The sequence below is a fragment of the Streptomyces luomodiensis genome (assembly GCF_031679605.1).
Classification (GTDB): domain Bacteria; phylum Actinomycetota; class Actinomycetes; order Streptomycetales; family Streptomycetaceae; genus Streptomyces; species Streptomyces luomodiensis.
Genome location: NZ_CP117522.1, coordinates 9,514,318 through 9,540,605 on the forward strand (window position 1 = coordinate 9,514,318; position 26,288 = coordinate 9,540,605).

Below are 26,288 nucleotides of genomic sequence, written 5' to 3' on the forward strand. Positions count from 1 at the left end.
GTGATTCAGGCAGGTCCGAGCGAGGCCACGGCGGCATCACCGGGAGCCGCCGGCTCCGTGGGGCCGCTGGTGCGCCGGGGTCGGCGGCGTCCGCCTATGATTGCCGGATGGACAACAAGGCGTCGAGTGAATCGACTGGTCTGCTCTCGGTGCGCGAGGAACAGCGGCGGATGACACGCCGGCGCATCGCCACCGCCGCGCGGCACGTCTTCGAGGAACGTGGCTACGGGCAGGCGTCGATCGGTGACATCACCAAGGCGGCGAAGGTCAACAGGGCGACCTTCTACCTGCATTTCGCGAACAAGGCCGAGGTCTTCAACGAGGTCTACCAGGCCGTCCGGCAGCTTCAGAGCGCTCGCCACTGGGCGCTCCTCGGCCGTGCGCTCGCCGAGGGGACGGCGGTGTCGGTGCGGCAGTGGCTCGATCAGGCGCTCGTCTGGTGGGAGGACCAGGCGCCGTTGTTGCCGGCCATTCACGAGGCCATGGCGAGTGACCTCGAGGTCGCGGCCAGGTGGAAGGACCAGCTTGATCAGTTGGCCGGTGAGCTGGACGAATATCTCGCCGGATTCCCCGAGGACCGCCGAGAGGGGCAGCGGCTGCGCGTCGAACTCCTCATGGTGCAGCTCGATCAGCTCTGTTTCCGGGCCATCGTGCAGAAGGTCTTCGTGATCGAGCGGGAGGCGCTGCTGGACGTGGTGACCGGGCTTTGGGTCGACGCGCTCGGCCTTCAGGGCGTGGGCCGGACGCCTGTCGATCGATCATCAGCATGATGCTTGACTCGACAGGGTGTCGTTCTTAATCTCCATGCAAGACCTCAGTCACTCCGGCTTCATCGACGAGTGCCCAGGTCAGGTGGACGGCTGTAGCTCCTGCGCAGACCGGCTCACCTCCGGCATCGGCGGTCGGCGCGTCGTCAGGGAAGGGGTATCGCCACGTCGGTCTCGGCCTTCACGTCACAGACGACTTGGGAGCCCGCATGTCCTCCATTCCCCATGCCGCTACCCCGCCTCCAGCCCTGATGCGGCGCGTGACCTTCGCGGCGGCCGTCGGCAACACCGTCGAGACCTATGACTATGCGGCCTACGGGTTCTTGACCGTCCTGATAGCCGAGCTGTTCTTTCCCGGCTCCCAGCCGGGCGTCGCCCTTCTGTCGGCGTTCGCGGCCTTCGGCGTCGCATTCGTGGTGCGACCGCTCGGCTCGCTGCTGTTCGGATCGATCGCGGACCGGTTCGGGCGCAAGCCTTCGCTCGTGGCGACCTTGGTCCTGATGGCCGGCGCCACCACGCTCATCGGCCTGCTGCCCACGGCGGCATCCATCGGCGTGTGGGCGCCGGCCCTGCTGGTGGTGTGCCGTTTGATACAAGGGCTCGCCGCCGGTGGTGAGTACGGCACCGCGATGACCTACGCCGCGGAGTTCACCCCCCGGCGCAAGCGTGGTGCGATGACCAGCCGCGTGCAGATCGGGAGTGTGGTCAGCCTGCTGTTGGCCGCGGGGGTCGTCCTGCTCCTGAGCGCGTCGCTGTCCCCTCAGGCGATGGCTTCCTGGGGATGGCGGATTCCGTTCCTGCTCGCACTGCCGCTCGGGCTCGTCGGGCTCTACATCCGCGCCCGGCTCGAAGAATCACCGGAGTTCCGCGCCCTCGAGCGACAGGGGCGGATCCCGTCCTCGCCCGCCAAGGAGTCGTTCACGAAGCACTGGTCGCTCATCGCCCTGGTCTTCGGTGTCGCCGCGCTCCAGCAGATCGGCTACTACATCGCCTTCACCTACGCCCAGTCCTACATCATCCAGCTCGGCTTCACACCGGCACAGGCCACCCTGGCCACGGTCATCAGCATCGCCGTGGCCGTGGTGCTCGTCGCGGTCGGCGGGCCGCTGTCCGACCGGTGGGGGCGGTGGCCGATGCTCTTCGGGCTCTCCGCCGCGATGCTGGTGCTCGCGTACCCCCTCCTCGCGGCCCTGTCGTCGGCGACGAGTCTCGGCACGGTGATCCTGACGACCGTGCTGCTCGGCGTGGTGCCCGCGCTGTACACCTCGGTCGCGCCCGCCACCTACATCGAGATCGTCCCGGCCCGGGTCCGGGCCACGGTCTTCGCGGTGGGCTTCGCCCTGGCGGCGGCCCTGCTCGGCGGCCCCGCGCTGTACGTCAGCCAGTCCTTGGTGCGGATGACCGGCGACAACCGGTCGCCGGCGCTGTTCCTCATGTTCGGGGCACTGCTGAGCCTGGCGGCGGCCGTGGTCGTGCGGCGGCGGCATCCGGAAGTCCTCACGCCGGACCTGCCGGCCCACGTCGCCGACGTACCCGGCGCGCGGTCGACCGAGGGAGTCTGACCGTGTTCCTCGGCGAGCTCGCGGAGCAGCTCGGTGCCGCGGCGCCGCGGCTCACCCCCGACCTGATCGACCAGGGCGGCACCTGCGTGCTCGATGCCCTCGCCTGCGCCTACGGCGGACGCGAGATGCCGTGGGTCGCCCAGGCACGGGCGGTCGCGGGCGCCGGTGGCGACAGCACGATCTGGGCGAGCGGCGGACGGCGGAGCGGGCTGGCGGACGCGGTGTTCGCCAACGCCGTCGGCTGCCACTCACTCCTGCACGAGGACACGCATGCCGAGAGCCGGGTGCATCCGGGCACCGTGGTGATACCCGCGGCACTCGCGATCGGGGAGCGGTTGGGCTCGCCCATGCTCGACGTGCTGCGCGCGATCGTCATCGGGTACGAGGCGGTGGCTCAGGTCGCGGCCACGGTGCTGACCGACGACTTCGTGGCTCGCGGATGGCGGGCCAGCGGTGTGTTCGGCCCGTTCGGGGCCGCTGCCGCCACCGCCCACCTGCTCTGCCTGGACAGGACCACCACTGCCCACGCGCTGGCCATCGCGGCCAGCTCCGCCGCCGGCATCTGCCAGTGGGCGCGGGACGGGACCACGGAGGTCTTCTTCCAGAACGCGAACGCCTGCCGCGCGGGGCTCGTGGCGGCCCTTCTGGCCCGCGAAGGTGCGACGGGGGCCGCGTCGGCGGTCGAGGGAACGCTGGGCCTCCAGCAGGCCTTCGGCGGAACCCGGGACGGCGCAGGGAAGCCGGAGGTCCGGCTGGACCGGATGGCGGTCTCGGCGACCTTCTTCAAGGCCCACCCCTCGTGCGCCCTCACCCAAGAGGCCATCGACGCCGCACAGCGGCTCGCCGAACGGCGGATCGACCCGGACGCGGTCGTCGAGGCGACGATTCACACCTCCGGCGCGGCGGCGCGGTATCCCGGCTGCGACAACGGCACATCGCTGTCGACGACGATCTCCCGGCAGATGAGCCTTCAGTTCGCGGTCGCCGCCGCGCTGACCGACGGCGCCCTGCGCCCAGCCCGGTACACCGGGCCACCGGACCCCGGCCTCGTGGCGCTGGCCAAGCGCATCTCGGTGGCCGTCGATCCAGTGGCCGATCGCGCCTATCCGCGGCGCAGGGACGCGCGGGTGACGGTCCGGCTGGCCGACGGCCGCACCGTGTCGGCGACCAACCGCGACACCGTGAACCTGAGCGCGGTCCGTGTGGTCGAGAAGTTCCACACCTACGCGGCAGCGGTGCTCGGCGACGACGCGACGGCGATCGTCCGGGCAGTGCGTGACCCCGGATCCTGCCCGGACGTCGCGGTCTTCCTGGCCCGCCTGCGCTGAACCCCGCCCCGGAACGGGTGGTCGCGGCCGCGACCACCCGTGCCCTGGCCTGCCCGCATCGCGGCAGATCCGGCCAGTAAAAACGACAACTCGTTGCTTGACTCGACACTATGTCGTCTCTAATGTCGAGCTCACTCGGAGCGCAGTCCCACGCCGCGCACCGACCAGGGAAGGACAAAGACGTTGCATTCCTCGGTCACGTTCCAGATCGGCTGCGACATCGGTGGCACGTTCACCGACGTCGCGGCGCTTTCCTCAACCGGGCTGTCCTATGCGGACAAGGCCGACACCACGCACGACGATCTCGCGGCCGGACTCCTCGCGGCGCTGGAGAATCTCGCCAACCGGATCGGGATGCCACTGCCCGAGGTGCTCGGCGCGACCACGCGCTTCGTCAACGGCACCACCGTGGTCACCAACTCGGTCGCCGAACTCCGCGGGGCCACGGTCGGCCTGATCACCACACAGGGCTTCGGGGACAACCTGCTCATCGCCCGTTCGGCCCGCAATGCCCACCGAGACCACCACAAGCAGCTGAGCATCCCGCAGATCGTCGCCCGGGAACACGTGGTCGAGGTCACCGAGCGCGTGGACCGCAAGGGCCGGGTGATCGTCGCCTTGTCCGAGGCGGAGGCACGGCGCGCCATCGGCACGCTGGTAGGCGCAGGGGTCGACTCGATCGCCGTCTCCCTGTTGTGGAGCTTCGCGAACCCCGCTCACGAGGAGCTGCTCGCCTCGATCGTCGAAGCGGAGTACCCGGAACTGTTCCTGAGCGTCTCATCCCGCCTGCACCCCGTCATCCGGGAGTACGAGCGGACGATGACCACGGTGCTCAACTCCTTCACCGGCATCCGGGTGGCGGAGTACACGAGCCGGATCGAGCACGAACTCGCCGCCCGCGGGCTGCGTGTGCCGGTCGCCTTCATGCAAGGCTTCGGCGGGACGCTGTCCGCGGCGGAGGCCCGCCAGCGGCCCATCACGCTCATCGACTCCGGCCCCGCAGGCGGGGTGATGGGGGCGCGGGCACTGGCCACCCGGCTCGGCCTGAGCGACATCGTGACCGCCGACATGGGCGGCACCTCCTTCGACGTCTCGGTAGTGCGGGACGCCACCCCCCAGGTCACCCGGCGGGTGATGCTGGGCGAGCGCTTCCTCACCGCCCTGTCCAAGATCGACGTGATGCCGATCGGCACCGGCGGCGGCAGCATCGCGTGGCTCGACGCGCGGGGGGTGCCCCAAGTGGGCCCGCGCAGCGCGGGAGCCGAACCCGGCCCGATCTGCTACGGCAAGGGCGGTACCCGGCCCACCGTCACCGACGCGTCCGCCGTTCTGGGACTCCTCGACTCGAAGTCCTTCCTGGACGGCCGCAGGGCCCTCGACGTCGACGGCGCCCGGGAGGCGCTGGCCCGCGAGATCGGCGAGCCGCTCGGAATCGACGCGGTGCGGGCCGCGGCGGATGTGCATCGGATGGTGATCGCGGACATGGGCAACGCCGTCCGCGCGGTCACGGTCGAACGAGGCCACGATCCCCGCCGATTCGCCATGGTGGCCTTCGGCGGCGCGCTGGGCCTGTTCGCCGCCGACATCGCCCGCGCGGTCGGCATCGGCAAGGTGGTGATTCCGGCCGACGCCGCCGTCTTCTCCGCCCGCGGCCTGCTCGCGAGCGACGACGTTCGCACCCGAGCCCGCTCGGCCATGTGGCAGGGCGGCGACGCCGGCGCGGTGGTCCGTGCCCTGCGCGAGCTCGACGACGAACTGGTCGCGGCGCTGCGTGCGGCCGGCTACCCGGACGACCGCATCGAGGTGCGGTGGGAGGGGGAGTTCAAGTTCGCGGGCCAGCAGTGGGAGCTGCGCCTCCCCATCCCGCGCCGCGACGATCTCGGCGAGGCGGATCTGGCCGCGATCCAGGCCGGGTTCCCCACGCGCTACGAGGAGGAATACGGCACCGGAACCGCATGGGTGGGCAGTCCGGTCGTGCTGATGTCGGTCCGTGTCACCGCCACCGGCCGGCTGGAAACCATCGAGACCGTCCCCGCGGAGCCGGAGACCGGCATCCAGGTCACACCGATCGGCCGCAGGCGCATCCACCGTCCCACCGGCCAAGAGGTCGACGTCCACGACGCGCTGCGGCTGCCCACGGGGGCCCGGGTGTCCGGCCCCGCGCTGATCGAGCACCCGCTGACCACCATCCAGCTCCCGGCCGGCTGGGACCTGCGGGTCGACGGCTGGCGGAACTACCTGCTCACCGACACCCAGCCCACCACCACCGGGGAGAGCGCGGCATGACCCTCACCAACCAGACCCGGCTCGACCCGGTGGACGTCGACATCCTCGCCAAGGCGCTGGACAACGTCGCCGCCGAGATGGGCGTGGTGATGATGCGCGCCTCCGGCAGCCCCGCCATCGCGGAGGCAGTCGACTTCTCCACCTTCATCGCCGACGCCGATGGCGACATCATCAGTTACGCCGGCTACATCACCATGTACCTCGGCGCCGCGCGCCAGGCCGTGCGGCACATCCTCGCCACCTACCCGCGCTCGGAGATCCGCGCGGGGGACATGTTCCTGTGCAACGACCCCTTCACCACCGGCAATGCCCACGCCGTCGACGTGGGTGTGGTGCGACCGATCTTCGCCGGCGACGAGCTGATGGCCTGGTGCTGGGCCGAGGCACATGTGAACGACTTCGGCGGGTTCGCGCCGGGCGGGATGAACCCGATCGCGACCGAGGCCTATGGCGAGGCGCTGCGGCTCCCCGGCGTCAAGATCGTCGACCAGGGTCGCATCGTCGAGGACATATGGCGGATCATCGAAACCAACATCCGCGTCCCCGAACTGGTCCTCAACGACATCCGCTGCTTCATCGCCGCCTGCCACCGCTGCGACGAGCGGCTCCAGGCGCTGATCGGGCAATACGGCGCCGCGACCTTCCGCACCTATGTCGAGGCGGCGAAGGACCTCGCCGAACAGGCCGTCCGCCGCCGCATCGCGGATCTGCCCAACGGGACCTACGCCGCAGAGGAGTTCGCCGAACACAACGGCCACACCGACGAGCTCTACCCGGTCCGGTGCACGCTCACGGTCACCGACGACTCGCTGCGGTTCGACCTGACCGAATCCGCGCCGCAGACCGACGGCTTCATCAACGTCAGCGCCGCGACCACACTGGGCGCGGTCGTATCCCCGCTGCTGATCACCCTGCTCCCGGACCTGCCCATCAACCAGGGCACGCTGCGGCCGATCGAGGTCGTCACCCAACCGGGCACCATCTGCGACGCCCGGATGCCGGCGCCGATGGGCGCCGGGCACATCGAGACCGGCTTCCGGATCGGCAAGGTGGTCACCAGGCTGCTCGCCGACCTCCAGGCCGGCAGCGACAACGCCTTCGTGCGCGAGCACGTGATGGCGCCGTGGCAGGACTCCTGGAGCGCGAGCTTCTTCTACGCCCCTGACGAGGACGGCCGGCTGGTGCCGTTCCCGGACATGAACGGCGGTGGCAGCGGGGCCGGCGCGCAGGCCGTCGCCGACGGCATGGACGTCAGTGGCGTGCTCGCGCAGCCACAGAACAGCATCCCCGACATCGAGATCAACGAGCTGGCCTACCCGGTCCTGTACCTGTGGCGCAGGCTCAATCCGAACTCCGGCGGACCCGGCCGCACACGCGGCGGCGCGGGCATCGACCTCGCGTTCATGCCCTGGTACACGCCCGGTGGCCAAGAACACGTGATGGCGGCGTGCTGGCAGGTCCCGCCGGCCGGCGTCTTCGGTGGTTACCCCGGCTCGACCAGCGGCTCCTCGCTGGTGGCCGGCGCCCGCGCGGACGAAGCACTCGCCCAGGGCCGCGTCCCGCGCTCCGTCGACGACCTGGCCGCACCACCACAACCCTTGCAGGGCAAGCAGTTCGGGCTGTCGGTGGGCCCCGGGGACGTTGTCGTCCTGCGGGTCGGAGGCGGGGGCGGACACGGCGACCCGATCGAGCGCGACCCCGCTCTCGTGGCGGCGGACGTGCGATCCGGGGCGGTCACCGTCGATGCCGCCCGTGTCTCCTACGGCGTCGTGCTCGACGCGGAAGGGCACCCCGATCGCGGCGCGACCAGCGCCGAGCGCGAGCGGATCCGCCAGGACCGCAGGGGCTGGGCCCGCGAGGGCGGGCTGGCCGTGCGCCGAAGCGAGGCCCATGAACGGCTGCGCGAGCGCGGGCAGTGGTGCCAGGCGCGACCGGGAGTCCGGCTCGTCGAGTACGCCGACCCTCGCACCGGAGCACTGGTTCGCGCGGATGTGGTCGTCCACCCGGACGGCGACCACGAAGGACTCCGATGACCGGCATCGACGACGCGAGGACGGACATGAGCACTGCGACCGACATGGACGCCGGCCCGGCCGGTACGTTCCCCGCCGCACTGGTCGAGCTGGCGAACCGTTTCGGCGACCAGGAAGCCGTGGTGGCACCCGAGGGACGCATCACCTTCGCCGAGTTCGTCCGCCGCTGTGACGAGCTGGCCGGCGCCTTCGCGGCCGCCGGGCTTCAGCCGGGGGACCGGGTCGGCATCCTGCTGCCCAACGGGCTGCGGTGGCTGGTGACGATGCTCGGCGCCCAGCGGGCCGGACTGGTCGCGGTCCCGATCAACACCTGGTACCGCTCCGGCGAGCTGGCGCACCTGTTGGGCACCGCCGGGCTGCGGCTGGTCGTGACCGACGCGTATGTGTTCGGCAAGGACATGCTCGCCGAACTCGGCGCGGCGGGTTACCCCGAGGTCTTCGCACCCGGGCCGCGCGCAGAGGGCTATCTGGGCGCGCTGATCTGGCCCGCGGCGCAGACGTTCCCGCCCGCCGCCGTGCCCGGCCCGGCCCCTGCGCACACCGCCGCGCCGGACGACATCGCGATGATCCTCTACACCAGCGGCAGCACGGCACTGCCCAAACCCGTCCCGCTCGAGCACGGCAAGCTCCTGCGCAACGGCCGGGCCATGGGCGAGCGCATGCACCTGCGGCCCGGCGACCGGCTCTGGTTCGCCATGCCGCTGTTCTTCGGTTACGGCGCCTGCAACGCGCTTCCGGTGGCGCTCACCCACGGGGTGACCCTGTGCATCCAGGAGAAGGTCGAAGGAGACAAGGCCCTCGAATTCATCGAGCGCGAGCGCTGCACCGTCTCCTACGGACTGGCGACGGCGGTCCGGGCGCTGCTCGACGCACCGAGTTTCGGCAGTCGGGAGATTTCGTCGCTGCGCACCGGTCCGGTGGGCTTCAACGCCGAGGACAAGCGCCTCGCGATCGAGGGACTCGGCATCTCCGAGGCATGCGCCGCCTACGGGCTCACGGAGTCCTACGGCTTCGTGACGATGACCGACGCCCACGACCCCCTCGAGATCAAGCTGCACACCCAGGGCACCGTGCTGCCGACCCAGCGGATCCGCGTCGTCGACGCCGCGGGCGCCGTATGCCCGCCGGGCGTCACCGGTGAGATCGAGGTCCGGGGGTGCGTGATCGACGGATACCTCGGCTCGGCGGAGATCAACGCCGGTACCCGCTCGGCGGACGGCTGGTTCCGCACCGGCGACCTCGGCTCGATCGACGCGGACGGCCGGCTCGCGTTCGGCGGCCGGTGGAAGGAGATGCTCAAGATCAAGGGCATCAACGTGGCGCCGCTGGAGATCGAGGGCATCCTCTCCGGTCACGCCGGCGTCGACCAGGTCCACGTCGTCGGACTGGCCACGCCGGAAGGCGACCAGGAGATGGCCTGCGTCGTGGTCCCGAAGACCGGTTGGCCGGCCGACGAGGCCCAGCTCGTCCACGAGTTGACCGAGTACATCCGCGGCCGCGCCGCCAGCTACAAGGTGCCCACCCGGTTCGTGGTGATGGACGCGCGATCGGTGCCGCAGACCCACACCGGCAAGGTCAGCAAGCTCAAGCTGCGCGAGATGCTCGAGGCCGCCCGATGACCCGGACCACCATGCCCACCGGCCGGCTCCGGCGCACCCCGGCCTTCACCGACCTGCCCACCCTGCCCGGCCGCGACGAGCACCACGCCTGGGACGTATGGGGCCGCGACGACGAGATCGGGACGCTCAACCTGATCGGACCCGAGCAGCGTCTCGCCGCCGCCCAAGCCGTCCGGACCGGCGACATGATCTCGCTGGCGCTTCCCCTGAACGAGCCCGATCCCGGTCTGTTCGACGAGCGGGCCCGCTACCGCCACCTCGTCGAGGACACCGCCGCGGGACACGACGACAAGCTCGACGACTTCTACCTCCAGTCCTCCTCGCAATGGGACGGGCTGCGTCACATCAAGGCCGGCCGGCACGGCTACTGGGGCGGCAGGCAGGAGGAGGACCTCGCCACCACCGGCGTTCTGGGCATCGACCGGTGGGCCGACCACGGCTTCGGCGGCCGAGGCGTCCTGGTCGACGTCGCGGCCCACCTCGCGTCGCGCGGCACACCGCTCGTCCCCGACCAGCCGGTCGAGATCACCACGGCCATGCTCGACGAAGCCGCCGCGGCACAGGGCACCACGTTCCGCTCCGGGGACATCCTCGTGGTCCGGACCGGGTGGACCGAGTGGTACCGGGCGTTGCCGCCGGCGCACCGCGCACGCCTGCGCGGCACCATCGGCGCCGGTTTCGCCTGCCCCGGCCTGGAGTCCTCGAAGAACACCGCGGGCTACCTGTGGGACCACGAGTTCGCCGCGGTCGCCGTGGACAACGTCGGCGTCGAGGTGTTCCCCGTCGAACGCGCCAAGGGCTTCCTGCACCGGCGGCTCATCGCCCTCCAGGGCATGCCGCTGGGAGAGCTGTGGCACCTCCGCCGCCTCGCCGAGGTGTGCGCCGCCCGCGGGCGTTACGACTTCCTGCTCGTCTCCGGCGTCCTGCCGCTGCCGCGCGGGGTCGGCAGCCCCGCCAACGCCTACGCGATCGTCTGACCCCGCGCGCCGCGCAAGAAAGGACACACCATGCCCCTGGGGCCCCTGCGGCAGGTGGCCGTCGTCGGAATCGGGATGACCGAAGTGTCGCGCGTTTCGACACGCGGCGCCCTCGGCTTCGCGGCCGACGCCCTCCGGCTCGCCCTTGACGACGCCGGCCTGCGTGCCGAGGACGTCGACGGCCTGTTCACCAACGTCGGAAACCCGCTGGCCGTCGACTACGACCGGATGGCGGAGGCATTCGGACTGCGCATCCGCGCCGCCGTGCAGACCTGGAGCCACGGCCGATTCGTCGGCCCCGCCCTCCAGGCCGCCGTCCAGGCGGTAGCGCTCGGTACGGCCGACGTCGCCGCCTGCGTGGGCGGCGTGGCCTTCTCCGGGCTGGGCGTCGTCGGCGGTTCCGGCGACCTGGAGGGAACGCGCCAGGGCGGCGGGTCGCACGGCGAACTGCCGCACTACGGGATGACGGCACCCGGCGCCGGTGCGGCGATGGCGTTCCGCCGGTACTGCGCCCGCTACGGGTACGACCCCGAGCTGATCTCGGCCGTCCCGATCGCCTTCCGCCGCCACGCCCGGCGGAACGCGAACGCGCAGATGACCAAGGCTCTCGAGCGCGCGGACTACGCGGCACAGCCGTACGTGGTCGAGCCGTTGCGCCGCCCCGACTTCGCGCTGCTCAGCGACGGTGGCGGCTGTGTGCTCGTGACCACGGTCGAGCGGGCACGGGACCTGCGGCAGCCCGCGGTCGTCATCGGCGGCATGCAGGGTCTGCGCGCCGGCCGTGACGAGTTCATCTTCGCCCCGCCCGGACTGGGGGTCTTCTCCCAGGGCGACACCCGCCGTGCCGAGGACAACCCGGTCTATGCCATGGCCGGGCTGACCGGGCCCGGCGACGTCGACTCGCTCCAGCTCTATGACGCCTTCTCGCCCAACGTCGTGTTCGTCCTGGAGCGCTTCGGCTTCACCGGGGAGGGCGAGGCGCTCGAGTGGCTCCAGAACGGCCGCATCGAGCTCGGCGGCGACCTGCCGACCAACACCGCGGGCGGCCTGTTGTCCGAGGCCCACATCTGCGGGTGGGGGCACATGATCGAGGCCACCCGGCAGATCCGCGGCCAGGCCGGAGCGCGGCAGGTGGCGGACTGCGAAGTCGTCCAGTGGGCGACCCCGTTCGGAGACTCGCTCATCTTCCAGAAGGACCGGTGACCGCGATGACCAACCCACGACCGCTTCCCGCACGGTACCCCGAGGACGTCGAACACCTCGACGGCGCGGCCCGCGGCGAACTCCGCATCCCGGTCTGCCACTCCTGCGCCCAGGAGTTCTGGCCGCCAGGACCGGTGTGCCCCCGCGACTTCACCACCGACGTCGGCTGGGTGACCGACCCCGGCACCGGGCGCGTCAACAGCTGGGTGCGCTTCCACAAGCGATACTTCGCCGGCGACGAGGTGCCCTACACCGTGGTCCAGGTCCGGCTCGACAGCGGCCCGAACCTGACCACCACCTGGACCGGCCCCGCCGATCCCGTGATCGGCGAGCCAGTGGCGGTGTCCTTCCGCGAGGCCGGCGCGTCGGTCTTCCTCCCGGAGTTCGGGCCCGGAGGCCAGGCGTGACCGCCGCCCGGGAGCTCGCGGCCCGGATCGGACCGGTGGGGGTGTGGCCGGCCGTGCTCGGGGAGGTCCCGGCCGCGCGGGCCGCGGCCGCCGCCGCGGAGATCGAGGACCTCGGATACGGCGCCCTGTGGATCGGCGAATCCCCGGCGCACAAGGAGGTCTTCACGCACAGCGCGCTCCTGCTCGGCGCCACCTCACGGATCACCGTGGCCACCGGGGTCGCCACCATCGGGGCACGGGACGCGACCGCCACCGACGCCGCGGCGCAGACACTGGGCGAGGCCTTCCCGGACCGGTTTGTGCTGGGGCTGGGCGCCGGCCACGCCGAGGCCGGACGCGGACGAGGACACGACCGGCCCCTCACCGCCCTGCGGGAGTACCTCGACGCGCTCGACACCCGCCCGTATCGCGGACCACGCCCAGCCCGGCCCGTGCCCCGTGTCCTGGCGGCTCTGCGGCCGCGGATGCAGGAGCTGGCCCGCGACCGGACCAGTGGCGCGCACTCGTTCTTCGTCCCGCCGTCCCACACCGCGGCGGCGCGGGAACGGCTCGGTCCCGACCCCCTGCTCGCCCCCGAGCAGGCCGTGGTCGTCGACCCGGACCCCGGACGGGCCCGCGCCATCGCGCGTGCGCACGTCGCGACCCGGCTCGCCCTGCGCAACTACGTGAACCACGTGCGCGCCCTCGGGTTCGGCGACGACGACCTCGTCGGCAGCGGCAGCGATCGCCTCGTCGACGCGCTGGTCGCCTGGGGCGACCCCGAGACCGTCGCCGCCCGCGTCCGGGAGCACCTCGACGCCGGAGCCGACCACGTGGCGATCCACCCCCTCACCGCCGCGCCCGCGCAGGGGCTGGCGCCGGTCCTCGACCAGCTGCGTGCCCTCACGCCCGCCCTGCCCCTGACGACGGTCCTCCCTGGATCCGCCCGCTGACGGCTGCCGTCCCCGACGAAGGAACCACCACATGAACGAGCCCGCCCCGCGCCTCAGTCCCGAGGACCGCTACCTCGTGACCGAGGGGCTCATCCACCTGACCGGTGTGCAGGCCCTGGCCCGGCTCCCGATCGACGTCCGCAGGTCCGACCGCCGGGCCGGGCTGAGGACCGCGGCGTTCGTCTCCGGCTACGAGGGATCACCCCTTGGCGGCTACGACCTCGAGCTGGGCAGGCAGACCGATCTGCTGGCCGAGCACGACGTCGTGTTCCGGCCCGGCGTCAACGAGGAGCTGGCCGCGACGGCGGTCCAGGGCGCGCAGTTGGCCGCGGCGTCGGCCGACCGGCGCGTCGACGGGGTCACCGGCTACTGGTACGGCAAGTCCCCGGGCCTCGACCGGGCCTCGGACGCGTTGCGGCACAACAACCTGATGGGCACCCACCCCGCCGGTGGTGCACTGGCCCTCGTCGGGGACGATCCGTCGGCGAAGTCCTCCACGGTGCCCGGCAGTTCCGAGCTGCTGCTCGCCGACCTGGGCATGCCGACGCTCTGCCCCGCCGACCCGCAGGAGGTGCTCGACCTGGGGCTGCACGCCGTCGCACTGTCCCGGGCGTGCGGTCTGTGGGTCGGCTTCAAAATCGCCACCAACGTCGCGGACGGCACCGGCACCGCGCGGGTGCACCCCGATCGCATCCGGCCCGTGGCCCCGGATCTCATCGTCGACGGGCAGCCGTTCGCCCACGAGATGACCGCCAGGATGCTGCAACCGGATCTCGGCCGGCTCGAGCGCAGTCGCGACGGGGCCCGGCTCGAGATCGCCCGGCGCTACGCCGCGGTCAACGGGCTGAACACGATGGTCGGCGCGGGGGCCGGCGACCGCTTGGGGATCGTCGCGCCGGGCAAGACCTTCCACGACCTTCGCCAGGCGCTGCGCATCCTCGGCCTGGACGACGCCGAGCTGGCCCGCCGGGGCGTCCGGCTGTTGCATCTGGCGATGGTGCATCCGCTCGAACCGGACGTGATCGGCCGTTTCGCCGCCGGAGTGCGCGAGATCATCGTCGTGGAGGAGAAACGGTCCTTCGTGGAGGCCGCCCTCAAGGACCTGCTGTACGGTCGTCCGGACGCGCCAGTGGTCAGCGGCAAGCGCGGGCCGGACGGCGCCGCCCTCATCCCGGCCGACGGCGAGCTGGACCCGGATCGCATCGCGGCGGCCCTCGCCGTCCGGCTCCGTGCGCACGGCGGCTTCCCCTCCGTCGAGGCGTGGGTGGCGGACCGGCGATCGCCGCGGCGGCGAGTCCTGCTGCCCCTTGCCACCCGCACGCCGTACTTCTGCTCGGGCTGCCCGCACAACTCCTCGACCAAGGCACCCGAAGGGTCGCTGGTCGGCGCCGGCATCGGCTGCCACAGCCTCGTGCTGATGATGGATCCCGGGCAGACCGGCGACATCACCGGGCTGACGCAGATGGGCGGCGAGGGCGCGCAGTGGGTGGGCATGGCGCCCTTCCTGTCCAGGGACCACCTGCTGCAGAACCTCGGCGACGGCACCTTCCACCACTCGGGCAGCCTGGCCGTGCGCGCGGCCGTGGCCGCCGGGGTGAACATCACCTACAAGCTGCTGTACAACTCGGCGGTCGCGATGACGGGCGGGCAGCAGCCCGCGGGTGTGCTGACGATCCCGCAGATCACCCACGCCATGCGGGCCGAGGGCGTGCGCCAGATCATCGTCACCACCGAGGACCCACGCCGCTACCGCCGTGCCCGGCTCGCGCCGGGGGTGCGGGTCTGGCACCGTGACCGGCTCACGGAGGCGCAGCAGACACTCGCTCGCACCGAGGGTGTCACCCTGCTGATCCACGACCAGGAGTGTGCGACGGAGCTGCGCCGCAAGCGCAAGCGCGGGCTGGCCCCGGACCCCGTCCAACGGGTGGTCATCAACGAGCGCGTCTGCGAGGGCTGCGGCGACTGCGGCGAGAAGTCGAACTGCCTGTCGGTCCAGCCGGTCCCCACCGAGTTCGGCCGCAAGACCCGCATCGACCAGTCGTCGTGCAACAAGGACTTCTCCTGCCTCGCCGGGGACTGCCCGTCCTTCCTCACGGTGGTGCCGTCCAAGGGGCGGGCGACGCGGCCGGTCGCCGACCCGATCCCAGCTGGGCTGCCCAAGCCCGCGTGGGTGTTCTCGGCCGAGCGGTTCACCGTGCGGGTGACGGGGGTCGGCGGCTCGGGAGTGGTCACCCTGTCGCAGATCCTCGGCAGCGCGGCGACCATCGCCGGCCTGCCCGTCCGCTCGCTCGACCAGACCGGACTCGCGCAGAAGGGCGGCGCCGTCGTCTCCGACATCAAGATCGGTCAGGCCCACGCCAACAAGGCGGCCGAGCGAGAGTGCGATCTCTACCTCGGCGCCGATGTGCTCGTCGCCGCCGATCAGCGATACCTCGCCGTCGCCGATCCGCGCCGCACCGTCGCCGTGGTCTCGACCTCACGCGTGCCCACCGGCGCGATGGTCACCGACACCAGCGTCGGCTTCCCCGACGAGGACGCGCTGCTCGGCCGCATCCGGGAGGCGACCGACGCCACGGCGATGACCGCCCTCAACGCCCGTGAACTCTCCGAGACGCTGTTCGGCCAGGACCAGTACGCCAACCTCCTGCTGACCGGTGTGGCCTACCAGCTGGGCGCGCTGCCGATCCCGGACTCCGCGATCGAGGAGGCGATCACCCTCAACGGGACCAAGGCGGAGACCAACGTGCAGGCGTTCCGCCGCGGCCGGCAGTTCGTGGCCGACCGCCCCGCCCTGGAAGCCACGCTGCGCTCCCTGCGCGGCGAGCCCGCACCACCGCCACCGCTCGACTCCACCGCGCGGGAGCTGCTGGCCAGGGTCGGCGCCGCCGAGGACACCGAACTCGCCCGGCTGCTGAGAATCCGCGTACCGGACCTGATCGCCTACCAGAACGCCGGCTACGCCCGCCGCTACGTCGAGAACGTCGAGCGCGTGCGCCAGGCCGAGGCCGTCGCCGTGCCGGGCGCGACGGCACTGGCCGAAGCGGTCGCCCACAACCTCTACAAGCTCATGGCCTACAAGGACGAGTACGAGGTCGCCCGGCTCTCCCTCGACCGCGCGAACGAGCGGGCCATCCGCGCTCGGTTCGGCGAGGACGCCCGCATCTCCTACCGGCTGCACCCACCGGTTCTGCGCGCGCTGGGCATGCGCCGCAAGCTGGAGCTCGGCCCCTGGTTCCGTCCGGCCTTCCGCGCCTTGGTGGCAGCCCGGCGGCTCCGCGGCACGCGGCTGGATCCGTTCGGCCGTGCCGGGATACGCCGCCTGGAACGCGAGCTGATCGCCGAGTACGAAGGCGTGATCACCGAGCTCGCCCGGTCCCTGCGATCGGACACCCACGCGCTCGCGGTCGAGACGGCGCAACTGCCGGACTTGGTCCGTGGCTATGAGGGCGTCAAACTCAGGACGGTCGCCCAGTACCGCTCCGCGCTCGAGGAGCGGATGACTCGACTCCGCGCCACGGGCGTCCCCGCCGTCGAGGGTGGTGAGCCATGCTGAGCGCGCACGTGGTCCAGGACCTGCGCCGGACACTGCCCGCCGGCCGGGTGCTGGAGGATCCCGGCATCGTCGCCGGCTACCTGCGCGACGAGGCCGTGTGGGCACCGCACGGTGAGCCGGTGGCGGTGGTGCGCCCGCACAGTGCCGAGGAGGTCAGGCAGGTGGTGCGCGCGTGCCTGCGGCATCGCGTACCCGTGGTGCCACGGGGCGCGGGCACCGGTCTGTCGGGCGGCGCCAACGCGGTCGACGGCGGGATCGTGCTCTCCACCGAGCAGATGACCGCCATCCGGGAGATCGACGCCACCGAGCGGCTCGCCGTCGTCGAGCCCGGCGTGGTCAACGACGACCTGCGCGCCGCCTGCGCGGAACAAGGGCTGTGGTATCCGCCGGACCCGTCGAGCGCGCCCTGGTCGACCATCGGCGGCAACGTCGCCACCAACGCCGGCGGGCTGTGCTGCGTCAAGTACGGGGTGACCCGCGACTACGTACTCGGCATCCAGGTCGTCACCGGCACCGGGGAGCTCGTCCGACTCGGCCGCCGCACCGCCAAGGGGGTCGCCGGCTACGACCTCGCCGGGCTGATGGTCGGCTCCGAGGGAACCCTCGGCATCGTCACCGAGGTGACCGTGCGACTGCGCCCCGCGCGGGAGCCCGAACGCACGGTCGCCGGCTATTTCGGCTCTCTCACCGACGCGGGGCGCGCTGTCGCCGCCGTCGGCGCCGCCGGGATCACGCCGTCGGCGCTCGAGCTGATCGACCGCCACACCCTCGCCGCGGTCGACGCCTGGAAGAACATGGGGCTGTCGGCAGAGGCTGACGTCGTGCTGCTCGGCCGGACCGACGCGCCGGGCGAGGCGGGTGACCACGAGGCCGAGACCATGCTGGCCTGCTTCACCGGCGCCGGCGCCACCTGGGCGGTCGCGTCGTCCGACGCCGAGGAGGCCGACGCCCTGTTCGCGGCACGACGGCTGGCGTACCCGGCACTCGAACGCATCGGGCCGGTGCTGACCGAGGACGTCTGCGTGCCCCGCGCCGCGGTTCCGGACATGCTCGGCCGGATCGAGCGCGTCGGACAGCGGCACGACGTCCTCATCGCCAACGTCGCCCACGCCGGCGATGGCAACCTGCATCCGCTGCTCATCGTCCCCGCCGACGACACCGTGGCACGGACCAGGGCGGAGGCCGCGTTCGAGGAGATCCTCGACGACGCGCTCGCACTGGGGGGCACCGTCACCGGCGAACACGGCGTGGGACTGCTGAAACGAGCCGGGCTCGAGCGGGAACTGCCGCCGCCGGTGCTGGCCCTCCAGGCCGCGGTGAAACAGGCGCTCGATCCGCACGGAATCCTCAACCCGGGCAAGGTGATCGCTCCATGCGCGCCGCGGTTCTGACGCGTCCGGGCGGACCCGGCGCCGTCACCGTCATCGACGTCCCACGGCCGAGTCCCGCGGCCGACGAAGTCCTTGTCGAGGTCGCGGCCTGCGGCGTCTGCGGGCACGACCAGGCCGATCGCACGGGCCTGTTGACGGTCCCGCTCCCGGCCGTGCTCGGCCACGAGGTCGCCGGCACCGTTGTCGAGGCCGGACCTGCCGTGCGGCGCTTCGCCGTCGGCGACCCGGTCGCCACCAAGCAGTTCAGCACCTGTGGGTACTGCGGCCCGTGTACGAGTGGCGAGGAGTTGCGGTGCGCGCAGCGGTCGTTCACCTACGGCGGGTTCGCCGAGTACGTCGTGCTGCGCGAGTCGGCCCTGCTGGCGGTGCCGCCGGGGGTGCCCCTCGCGGAGGCCGCCGTCGTGGCGTGCGCGGTGGGAACCGGTCTCCAGGCGCTGCGCCGCATCGCGCGGGTGCGGGCCGGCGAGACGGTGCTCGTCACCGGTGCGGGCGGCGGCCTGGGCCTGCACGCGGTGCAGGTCGCCCGTGCGCTCGGCGCCCGCGTCGTCGCCCTCACCGGCGACGTCGGCAAGGCCGGACGGCTGCGCTCCCTCGGCGCCGGCCATGTGCTGACGATGGGCGACCAGACATGGCAGGACGTGCTCGACGCCACCGAGGGGCACGGCGCTGACGTCGTGTTGGACAACACCGGTCACCCGGCTGTCTTCCGGCAGGCCTTCCGCGCGCTCGCGCACGCCGGGCGTTACGTCCTGACCGGTCAGGTCGGCGGTGAGCCGTTGCGGGTGCATCCGGCCTTCGTGTTCGCGAAGGAGGCCGTCATCACCGGCTCCGGTTCCACGTCGATGTCGACCTTCTCCGACGCCATGGACATGGTCGCCGATGCCCGGGTGAGGCCCGTCCTGGCCGCTTACCCGCTCGACGACGCGGTCCGGGCCTTCACCGATCTCGACGAGCGCCGGGTAGTCGGCCGTGCCGTCCTCGTCCCCGGCGCACACGCGCCGCACGAGAACCGAGGAGAGCAATGACCACGAGCAGCCCGCTGCGCGCCGCCGCCGTCGGGGTCGGGACGACCACGTTCGGCCGGCTGCCCGGCCTGTCCGCCGACGACCTGGGCGGCTGGGCACCGCGCGAGGCCCTGGCCGACGCCGGGCTCACCGCCGGGACCGCGCTCGCCGCCGGCCAGTGCCGCACGGTCGCGCTCGTCCATGGCAACGATGGAGCCCCCCACACGGCCTACCTGCCCGAACCGGCGCCGCAACCGCCTTACACCGTCGCGGTCGTCCAACTGGCCGAGGGGCCGGAGCTGATCACCAACATCGTGGGGGCCGAGCCCGCGGAGCTGAGCATCGGCATGCCGGTGGAGCCGGTTTTCGGCCCCGATGACGCGGCCGAGGTGCGCTTTCGGCCGGTACGGAAGGAGCACCGGTGAGTCGTCCCCTGGACGGTTTGCACGTCGTGGAGTGTGCCAGTTTCGTCGCCGGGCCCACCGGCGGCATGACCTTGGCCCAGATGGGTGCGGACGTGATCCGCATCGACCCGATCGGTGGCGGCAGCGACCACCGGCGCTGGCCGGTGGCGCCCACCGGAGAGAGCTACTACTGGGCGTCGCTGAACAAGGGCAAGCGCTCGGTCGCGGTCGACATGCGCGGCGACGAGGGCCGGGAGCTGGTCCTCGCCTTGGCGGCCGCGCCCGGACCCGACCGCGGCGTGCTGATCGACAACGTCGTCGGGCGACGGTGGATGGCACACGAGCGGCTGGCCGAACGCCGGCCCGACCTCATCCACCTCCGCCTACAGGGCCACCCCGACGGCCGGCCGGCGGTCGACTACACGGTCAACGCGGAGGTCGGCGTCCCAGGGATCACCGGGGGCGAGGACTGGGCCGGCCCGGTGAACCACGTCCTGCCCGCATGGGACCTCATCGCGGGCCTGAGCGTCGCTACGGGGGTCCTCGCCGCCCTGCACCAGCGGGCGCGCACCGGTCGTGGCTCCTACATCGAGCTGGCCCTGTCCGACGTGGCGCTCGCCGGGGTCGCGAACCTCGGCTGGCTGTCCGAGGCCGCCGACCGGCAGGGGGAGCGCCCCCGGCAGGGCAACCACGTCTACGGCAGCTTCGGCGTCGATTTCACCTGCCGGGACGGCGAGCGCGTGATGGTCGTGGCGCTCACCGAGGGCCAGTGGCGGGCGCTCCAGACGGTGACCGGAACCGCCGAGGTCTTCACCGCGCTCGAAACCGCGTTGCGGGCGAACCTCGCCGACGAGTCCGAGCGGTACCGGCTGCGCGAGACCATCGCCGCGGTCATCCGGCCGTGGTTCGCCGCTCGAGACCTGGCCCAGGCCGGCAAGGAGCTCGACACCGCCCGTGTCCTGTGGGGCCGCTACCGGGGTATGGCCGACGTCGTCGGTGACCACCGCAGGGAGGCCCACGCCGTGCTCGCCGATGTCGAGCTGCCGTGCGGACGGCCGGCCATCACCGCGCGGTCGCCACTGCGGTTCGACGGCGACCACGGTCCCGCGGGGGAGTGCCCGGCGCTCGGCCGCGACACCGAGACCGTCCTGGCCGAGGTCCTCGGCCTGACCGCCGCCGAGATCGGCGGCCTGTACGACCGGCGGGTCATCGGTCCGCCGGGCAACCTGACGAACCCACACCTGGAGGCAGGATGACCGTCACCTCGGAGTCGAGGACCGAGCTCGACCGGACGCGCTTCTTCATCGACGGCGAGTGGGTCGCGCCGCGGGGAACCGAGACCCACGTGGCGCTGGAGGCGGCCACCGAGACCCCGCTGGGCGTCGCGTCCCTGGGCACGGACGCGGACATCGACGCCGCTGTCCGGGCCGCCCGCCGCGCCCTCGACGAGGGTCCGTGGGGCCGGACCACCGCCGCCGAACGGGCGGCGGTCATGCGCCGGTTCGCCGACGCGCTGGCTGCCCGCGCCGACGGCACCGCGATGCTGGTCAGCCGCGAGAACGGGATGCCGATCGGGCTGTCGAACGCCTTCAACGGCGCCGCCCCCGCCGGGTTGCTGCACCTGTACGCCGATGTGATCGAGACGCTGCCGCTGGAGGACGTGCGGCCCAGCCCGTCCGGTTCCACCGTGGTCCGCCGGGAGCCTGTCGGGGTCGTCGGAGCGATCACCCCATGGAACTACCCGCAGGTCCTCGCGATGATGAAGATCGCCCCGGCGCTTGCCGCGGGCTGCACCGTCGTGCTCAAGCCCGCCCCGGAAACCGCACTCGACGGGTACGTCCTGGGTGATGCCGCCGCCGAAGCCGGGCTGCCGCCCGGCGTGCTGAACATCGTGCTCGCCGGCCGGGAGGCGGGCGCCGCGCTCGTGTCACACCCGCTGGTGGACAAGATCGCCTTTACCGGGTCGACCGCGGCCGGCCGGCTCATCGGCGCCGAGTGCGGGCGGCTGATCCGCCGCTGTACTTTGGAACTGGGCGGCAAGTCCGCGGCCATCGTGCTCGACGACGCCGACCTCGCCACCTTCGTCGCCGGGCTCGGCGACGCGTCCTTCCAGAACAACGGCCAGACCTGCACCGTCCAGTCGCGGATCCTGGCACCTCGCTCACGCTACGAGGAGGTCGTCGAGGCCGTCGCGCAGTTCGCCCGCGGCATGACGGTCGGCGATCCTCTCGACCCGGCCGTCACCTGCGGACCCATGGCCAGCAAGGCGCAGCTCGACCGCGTCCTCGGCTACATCGACCTCGGCCGCGGGTCGAGCGCCCGGCTCGTGGCCGGCGGCGGCCGCCCCGCCGACCTGTCCCGCGGCTGGTTCGTCGAGCCCACCGTCTTCGCCGACGTCGACAACTCCGAACGGATCGCCCAAGAGGAGATCTTCGGCCCGGTCATCACCGTCACTCCCTATGACGGCGACGACGAGGCGGTCCGGCTCGCCAATGACAGTGAGTACGGACTCGGTGGTTCGGTCTGGACCTCGGACGAGGAACGCGGCCTCGCCGTCGCACGGCGCGTTCGCACCGGCACGATCGGCGTGAACTACTACCTGCAGGACCTCGGCGCGCCGTTCGGCGGTGTGAAGAGCAGCGGTATCGGCCGCGAGCTCGGGCCCGAGGCACTCGACAACTACCTCGAGTTCAAGTCGATCTACGCGAGCGCGGATCAACTCGGGCGTTGAGCCCTCGCCTCCGGGGGCCGCGATCGCGGCCCCCGGAAGCCCGACCCCTGCGGAGGACAGAACCGTGCGCATCCCTCGACGTATGACGACCGCTGCGATCATCATCGCCTCACTTGCCCTGACGACCTCCTGCGCGACCGCGACCGCGACCAGCAGCGGCACCACCGGCTACCGGGTCAAGCGCATCGTCGCCGGAACCGCGCTGCACACCGTCAACGGCCTGGCCCTCGCGCCCGACGGCAGCCTCCTCGCCGCGAGCCTCGCGAGCGAAACCGTCTCCACGATCGACCCCGCCACCGGGAAGGCCGGTGCCCTCGTGGCCCAGCCGCACGGCCGGTCCGACGATCTCGTCGTAACACCCTCGGGAGAGATCCTCTGGACCGACCCGCTGGCCGGCGCGGTGAAAAAACGCGACCGCGACGGCCGGATCCGGACGGTCGCGCAGAACCTTCCCGGCGTCAACTCCATCGCCTTCGACCGGTCCCGGAAACGCCTGTTCGTCGGGCAGACCTTCTTCGCCGACGGTCTGTGGGAGATCGATCCGAAAGGCATCGCCGCGCCCCGGCTCGTCGCGCGTGACCTCGGCTGGCTCAACGCCTTCGCGTTCGGCCCGGACGGGATGATCTACGGTCCGCTCGGAAAACGCGGTGAGGTGGTGCGCATCGACCCGCACACGGGCGCGACCAGCACCGTCGCCACCGGATTCCGCCAGCCGGTCTCGGTCCGGTTCGATTCCCACGACCGCCTCTACACCCTCGACGGAGCCACGGGACAGCTCATCCGAGTCGACCTCGCGACCGGCGCGAAGGAAACGGTCGCCGTACTGCCCGCGGCCGCCGACAACATGGTCATCGACCGGCGGGACCACGCCTACGTGAGCAACATGGCCGACAGCAGCGTCGTCCGAGTCGACCTCACCACCGGGGCCGGCCGGGCACTGACCAAGAGCCCGCTCGCTTTCCCCCAGGACATCGCATCCGAGGGGAACACGCTCTACATCGCCGACAGCACAGCCCTGCGGAGGGTGGACCCGCGCACCGGAAAGGTCAACGAAATCGCCCGGCGGCTGAGTTCGGAACTACAGTTTCCCTCCGGGATCAGCGCCACCAAGCGGCATCTCGTTCTGACGTCGGAACTGATCGGCACAGTCCAGGTGGTCGACCGCACCACCGGTGAGCCGGTCCGCGCGGTCGACGGGCTCGACAAGCCCGCGGACGCCGTAGAGCTGGGGGACGGCAGCCTCGTGGTCTCCGAGCCCGCAACCGGCCGCCTGCTCCACATCGTCGGCACCACGCCCCGTCCGCTGGCCGAAAACCTCGGCGCCCCGACCGGTCTCGTCCTCACCCGGGACGGCGACCTGCTGGTCACCGACACGACCGGGGGCCGACTGCTCAAGATCGACCCGAAGTCCGGAGCGGTCACGGAGATCGCCAGAGGGCTCGGCACGCCACGAGCGGTCGCCGTCGCACCCGACGGAGCTCTCGTCGTCCTGGACACCGCCGCGGGCCAGGTGCTCTCGGTGAACGCACACGACGGGCAGCATCGGGTCCTCGCCGCCGGCCTCGCGGTCGGCCACCTGAGGCAGCCTTACGCGCGATCCGGGGGACTGGCGATCGGACCTGACGGGACGATGTACGTCACCGCGGACCGGAAGAATTCCGTCTACGCGATCCGGCGGACGGGACGATGAACCCGCGCCCCTTCCGATTCGGTGTCAACCTGCTCGGCCTCCCGGCACCGTTCCCAGCGCTGGTCTCGGCGGCCGAGGCCACCGCCCGCCCCATCACGGTGCCGGAACCGGCCAGGCGCGATTTCGCCCGTGTCATGGCATTGCTGAGTTAGTCAAGGAGTCGAACATGGCCCGTCTGGCCCGGACCGCCGGTCTCACCACCGTGCAGTCCGAAATGCTGTCCACCGTCCGGTCGTTCGTGGACAAGGAGATCATTCCGTATGCGCAGCAACTGGAGCATGCCGATGCCTACCCGGCCGACATTGTCGAGGGCATGAAGGAGATGGGCCTGTTCGGCCTGACCATCCCCGAGGAGTACGGCGGACTGGGAGAGTCGCTGCTGACCTATGCCCTGGTGGTCGAGGAGATCGCGCGCGGGTGGATGAGCGTGTCGGGCGTGATCAATACGCATTTCATCGTGGCGCACATGATCTCCCGGCATGGCACACCGGAGCAGAAGCGGAAGTATCTTCCGAAGATGGCGGCCGGCGAGATCCGCGGCTCGTTCTCCATGTCCGAACCCGACCTGGGATCCGACGTGGCCGCGATCAAGACCAGGGCCCGGCGCGACGGTAGCGATTACCTCATCGACGGGACGAAGATGTGGCTGACCAACGGTGGCACCTCGAACCTCATCGCGCTGCTGGCCAAGACCGAGGAAGGCGCGGAGAAGGCGCACCAGAACCTGACGGCGTTCCTGGTGGACAAGCCAGAGGGGTTCGGAGAGGTGGCGCCGGGGCTGACCATCCCGGGCAAGATCGCCAAGATGGGCTACAAGGGCGTGGACACCACCGAGGCGGTGTTCGACGGGTTCCGCGTCCCCGCCACCCAGATTCTGGGGGAGACGCCGGGCAAGGGCTTCGCCTTCATGATGGACGGTGTCGAGGTCGGCCGGGTCAACGTGGCGGCGCGTGCGTGCGGTATCGCCATCCGGGCGTTCGAGCTGGCCATGGACTACGCCCAGCAGCGCAAGACGTTCGGCAAGCCGATCGCGCAGCACCAGGCGATTGCCTTCAAGCTGGCCGAGATGGCGACCAAGGTCGAAGCGGCGCACCTGATGATGGTCAACGCGGCGCGCCAGAAGGACACCGGCGAGCGCAACGACGTCGCGGCCGGCATGGCCAAGCTCATTGCCAGTGAGTACTGCGCCGAGGTCACCCAGGAGGCCTTCCGTATCCACGGGGGCTACGGGTACTCGAAGGAGTATGAGATCGAGCGCCTCATGCGCGAGGCCCCGTTCCTGCTCATCGGCGAAGGCACCAGCGAGATCCAGAAGACCGTCATATGCCGCGGCCTGCTGCGGGAGTACCAGGCCAAGGGCTGAACGAGCGACACCGGGACCCGCACCCCCGGACCGAAAACATAACGCGGGCCGACCTGCCGCAGCCCATGCCGACCAGGCCATGTGCCATGTGATGTGCGGGGGACGACGCGGGAGAGGCGCGTCACCACCGATATCGGGAGAAGCCATCCATGCACATCGCTCAGAGCACGCTCGGTCCGTACGTGGAATCGTGGCGCCCCGGGGCGGTCACCGACGACGACGCCCTCCCAGTCGCCCCGGTGGCCGCCATGTCGGCTCTGCTGGACCAGCCCGAACCGGTCGCGGCGGCCGGCGACCCCCTGCCGCCGCTGTGGCACTGGCTGTACTTCCTGCACTGGCCGGCACAGCGGGACCTGGGAGCCGACGGGCACCCTCGCCGCGGCCACTTCCTGCCGCCCATCCCTCACCGGCAGCGGATGTTCGCCGGAGGACGTTGCGAGATCTTCGAACCGCTGCGTGTCGGTGCGCCCGCCCAGCGCATCAGCAGCGTGAGCACGGTCGCGACCAAGCAGGGCACGACGGGGGAACTCCTGTTCGTCACGGTGCGCAGCGAGTACCTTCAGCAGGGCCGTACACGCGTGGTCGAGCAACAGGACATCGTCTACCGGTCGGGACGGAGCGCCGGGCAGCATCCGGCGGACCTCGACACCTCTCCCGCACCGGCGTCCGACGAGACCTGGCGGCTTCCGCTTCAGCCGGACCCCCCACTGCTGTTCCGCTTCAGCGCCCTGACCGCGAATGCGCACCGCATCCACTACGACGCGCCGTACGCCCAGGGCGAGGAGGGCTACCCCGGCCTCGTCGTCCACGGCCCGCTCCTGGTACTGGCGATGCTGGAATTGGCACGGCGCAACGCCCCGTCCCGCCGCGTGCGCTCCGTGTCCTACCGGCTGCGGCGTCCCGCCTTCGCGGGCGAGCACCTGCTGGCCTCCGGCACACCGGCCGACGGACATGCCACCCTGCGCATCGCAACGCACCGCGAGCAGCGCCACGCCACGGCCGAGGTGACCTTCGCATGACCGGTTCCGCAGCCGGATC

19 protein-coding genes are annotated in these 26,288 nt (G+C 71.7%); all 19 read left to right on the forward strand.

Features of this window, described 5'->3' with window-relative positions:
- Positions 1-107: 107 nt before the first annotated feature.
- The 19 genes from PS467_RS39815 (at position 108) to PS467_RS39905 (ending at position 26,269) form a co-directional block, all read left to right on the forward strand.
- Positions 108-770, forward strand: coding sequence for a TetR/AcrR family transcriptional regulator (locus PS467_RS39815; RefSeq protein ID WP_311039391.1), 663 nt, complete (start codon positions 108-110; stop codon positions 768-770).
- A 248-nt stretch (positions 771-1,018) separates the two neighbouring features.
- A complete protein-coding gene (locus PS467_RS39820) occupies positions 1,019-2,329 on the forward strand; it encodes an MFS transporter (RefSeq protein ID WP_268976558.1) in 1,311 nt (436 codons plus the stop codon).
- A gap of 2 nt (positions 2,330-2,331) precedes the next feature.
- Positions 2,332-3,657, forward strand: a complete 1,326-nt coding sequence (locus PS467_RS39825; protein ID WP_311039392.1) for an MmgE/PrpD family protein — start codon at positions 2,332-2,334, stop codon at positions 3,655-3,657.
- Positions 3,658-3,840: 183 nt separating this feature from the next.
- The gene (locus tag PS467_RS39830) at positions 3,841-5,943 is read left to right on the forward strand and encodes a hydantoinase/oxoprolinase family protein (protein WP_311039393.1); all 2,103 of its coding nucleotides are present in this window, start codon (positions 3,841-3,843) and stop codon (positions 5,941-5,943) included.
- The gene (locus PS467_RS39835; protein WP_311039394.1) at positions 5,940-7,976 is read left to right on the forward strand and encodes a hydantoinase B/oxoprolinase family protein; all 2,037 of its coding nucleotides are present in this window, start codon (positions 5,940-5,942) and stop codon (positions 7,974-7,976) included. The genes PS467_RS39830 and PS467_RS39835 overlap by 4 nt, the downstream gene beginning before the upstream one ends.
- 26 nt (positions 7,977-8,002) lie before the next feature.
- Positions 8,003-9,595 carry a class I adenylate-forming enzyme family protein gene (locus tag PS467_RS39840; protein ID WP_311039395.1) on the forward strand — a complete coding sequence of 531 codons (1,593 nt, stop codon included), beginning with the start codon at positions 8,003-8,005 and terminating at the stop codon, positions 9,593-9,595.
- Positions 9,592-10,572 carry a cyclase family protein gene (locus PS467_RS39845; RefSeq protein WP_311039396.1) on the forward strand — a complete coding sequence of 327 codons (981 nt, stop codon included), beginning with the start codon at positions 9,592-9,594 and terminating at the stop codon, positions 10,570-10,572. The genes PS467_RS39840 and PS467_RS39845 overlap by 4 nt, the downstream gene beginning before the upstream one ends.
- A gap of 30 nt (positions 10,573-10,602) precedes the next feature.
- On the forward strand, positions 10,603-11,775 hold the full coding sequence (locus tag PS467_RS39850) for a thiolase family protein (protein WP_311039397.1): 1,173 nt from the start codon (positions 10,603-10,605) through the stop codon (positions 11,773-11,775).
- Between the two features lie 5 nt (positions 11,776-11,780).
- Entirely contained in the window at positions 11,781-12,182 is a 402-nt protein-coding gene (locus PS467_RS39855) for a Zn-ribbon domain-containing OB-fold protein (protein WP_311039398.1), read from the forward strand.
- Complete coding sequence (locus tag PS467_RS39860; RefSeq protein ID WP_311039399.1) at positions 12,179-13,114, forward strand: TIGR03620 family F420-dependent LLM class oxidoreductase; 936 nt, start codon at positions 12,179-12,181, stop codon at positions 13,112-13,114. The genes PS467_RS39855 and PS467_RS39860 overlap by 4 nt, the downstream gene beginning before the upstream one ends.
- A 31-nt stretch (positions 13,115-13,145) precedes the next feature.
- Positions 13,146-16,667 carry an indolepyruvate ferredoxin oxidoreductase family protein gene (locus tag PS467_RS39865; protein ID WP_311039400.1) on the forward strand — a complete coding sequence of 1,174 codons (3,522 nt, stop codon included), beginning with the start codon at positions 13,146-13,148 and terminating at the stop codon, positions 16,665-16,667.
- The gene (locus tag PS467_RS39870; protein WP_311039401.1) at positions 16,661-18,058 is read left to right on the forward strand and encodes an FAD-binding oxidoreductase; all 1,398 of its coding nucleotides are present in this window, start codon (positions 16,661-16,663) and stop codon (positions 18,056-18,058) included. The genes PS467_RS39865 and PS467_RS39870 overlap by 7 nt, the downstream gene beginning before the upstream one ends.
- Positions 18,040-19,083 carry an alcohol dehydrogenase catalytic domain-containing protein gene (locus PS467_RS39875; RefSeq protein ID WP_311039402.1) on the forward strand — a complete coding sequence of 348 codons (1,044 nt, stop codon included), beginning with the start codon at positions 18,040-18,042 and terminating at the stop codon, positions 19,081-19,083. Before PS467_RS39870 ends, PS467_RS39875 begins: the two co-directional genes overlap by 19 nt.
- Complete coding sequence (locus tag PS467_RS39880; RefSeq protein ID WP_311039403.1) at positions 19,080-19,487, forward strand: Zn-ribbon domain-containing OB-fold protein; 408 nt, start codon at positions 19,080-19,082, stop codon at positions 19,485-19,487. The genes PS467_RS39875 and PS467_RS39880 overlap by 4 nt, the downstream gene beginning before the upstream one ends.
- Entirely contained in the window at positions 19,484-20,722 is a 1,239-nt protein-coding gene (locus PS467_RS39885) for a CoA transferase (protein WP_311039404.1), read from the forward strand. Before PS467_RS39880 ends, PS467_RS39885 begins: the two co-directional genes overlap by 4 nt.
- Complete coding sequence (locus PS467_RS39890) at positions 20,719-22,197, forward strand: aldehyde dehydrogenase (protein WP_311039405.1); 1,479 nt, start codon at positions 20,719-20,721, stop codon at positions 22,195-22,197. Before PS467_RS39885 ends, PS467_RS39890 begins: the two co-directional genes overlap by 4 nt.
- Before the next feature lie 82 nt (positions 22,198-22,279).
- Positions 22,280-23,887, forward strand: a complete 1,608-nt coding sequence (locus PS467_RS39895; RefSeq protein WP_311039406.1) for an outer membrane protein assembly factor BamB family protein — start codon at positions 22,280-22,282, stop codon at positions 23,885-23,887.
- 166 nt (positions 23,888-24,053) lie between these two features.
- Positions 24,054-25,250: an acyl-CoA dehydrogenase family protein gene (locus tag PS467_RS39900; protein ID WP_311039407.1), complete on the forward strand. Its 1,197-nt coding sequence runs from the start codon at positions 24,054-24,056 to the stop codon at positions 25,248-25,250.
- Positions 25,251-25,399: 149 nt separating this feature from the next.
- Entirely contained in the window at positions 25,400-26,269 is an 870-nt protein-coding gene (locus PS467_RS39905; protein WP_311039408.1) for an HTD2 family dehydratase, read from the forward strand.
- Positions 26,270-26,288 lie beyond the last annotated feature (19 nt).

What these genes read in the sequence shown, in the direction of transcription:
- PS467_RS39815 (WP_311039391.1), top strand. Translation starts at nt 108, where the DNA reads ATGGACAACAAGGCGTCGAGTGAATCGACTGGTCTGCTCTCGGTGCGC.
- PS467_RS39820 (WP_268976558.1), top strand. Translation starts at nt 1,019, where the DNA reads ATGCGGCGCGTGACCTTCGCGGCGGCCGTCGGCAACACCGTCGAGACC.
- PS467_RS39835 (WP_311039394.1), top strand. Translation starts at nt 5,940, where the DNA reads ATGACCCTCACCAACCAGACCCGGCTCGACCCGGTGGACGTCGACATC.
- PS467_RS39840 (WP_311039395.1), top strand. Translation starts at nt 8,003, where the DNA reads ATGAGCACTGCGACCGACATGGACGCCGGCCCGGCCGGTACGTTCCCC.
- PS467_RS39845 (WP_311039396.1), top strand. Translation starts at nt 9,592, where the DNA reads ATGACCCGGACCACCATGCCCACCGGCCGGCTCCGGCGCACCCCGGCC.
- PS467_RS39850 (WP_311039397.1), top strand. Translation starts at nt 10,603, where the DNA reads ATGCCCCTGGGGCCCCTGCGGCAGGTGGCCGTCGTCGGAATCGGGATG.
- PS467_RS39855 (WP_311039398.1), top strand. Translation starts at nt 11,781, where the DNA reads ATGACCAACCCACGACCGCTTCCCGCACGGTACCCCGAGGACGTCGAA.
- PS467_RS39865 (WP_311039400.1), top strand. Translation starts at nt 13,146, where the DNA reads ATGAACGAGCCCGCCCCGCGCCTCAGTCCCGAGGACCGCTACCTCGTG.
- PS467_RS39870 (WP_311039401.1), top strand. Translation starts at nt 16,661, where the DNA reads ATGCTGAGCGCGCACGTGGTCCAGGACCTGCGCCGGACACTGCCCGCC.
- PS467_RS39875 (WP_311039402.1), top strand. Translation starts at nt 18,040, where the DNA reads ATGCGCGCCGCGGTTCTGACGCGTCCGGGCGGACCCGGCGCCGTCACC.
- PS467_RS39880 (WP_311039403.1), top strand. Translation starts at nt 19,080, where the DNA reads ATGACCACGAGCAGCCCGCTGCGCGCCGCCGCCGTCGGGGTCGGGACG.
- PS467_RS39890 (WP_311039405.1), top strand. Translation starts at nt 20,719, where the DNA reads ATGACCGTCACCTCGGAGTCGAGGACCGAGCTCGACCGGACGCGCTTC.
- PS467_RS39895 (WP_311039406.1), top strand. Translation starts at nt 22,280, where the DNA reads ATGACGACCGCTGCGATCATCATCGCCTCACTTGCCCTGACGACCTCC.
- PS467_RS39900 (WP_311039407.1), top strand. Translation starts at nt 24,054, where the DNA reads ATGGCCCGTCTGGCCCGGACCGCCGGTCTCACCACCGTGCAGTCCGAA.
- PS467_RS39905 (WP_311039408.1), top strand. Translation starts at nt 25,400, where the DNA reads ATGCACATCGCTCAGAGCACGCTCGGTCCGTACGTGGAATCGTGGCGC.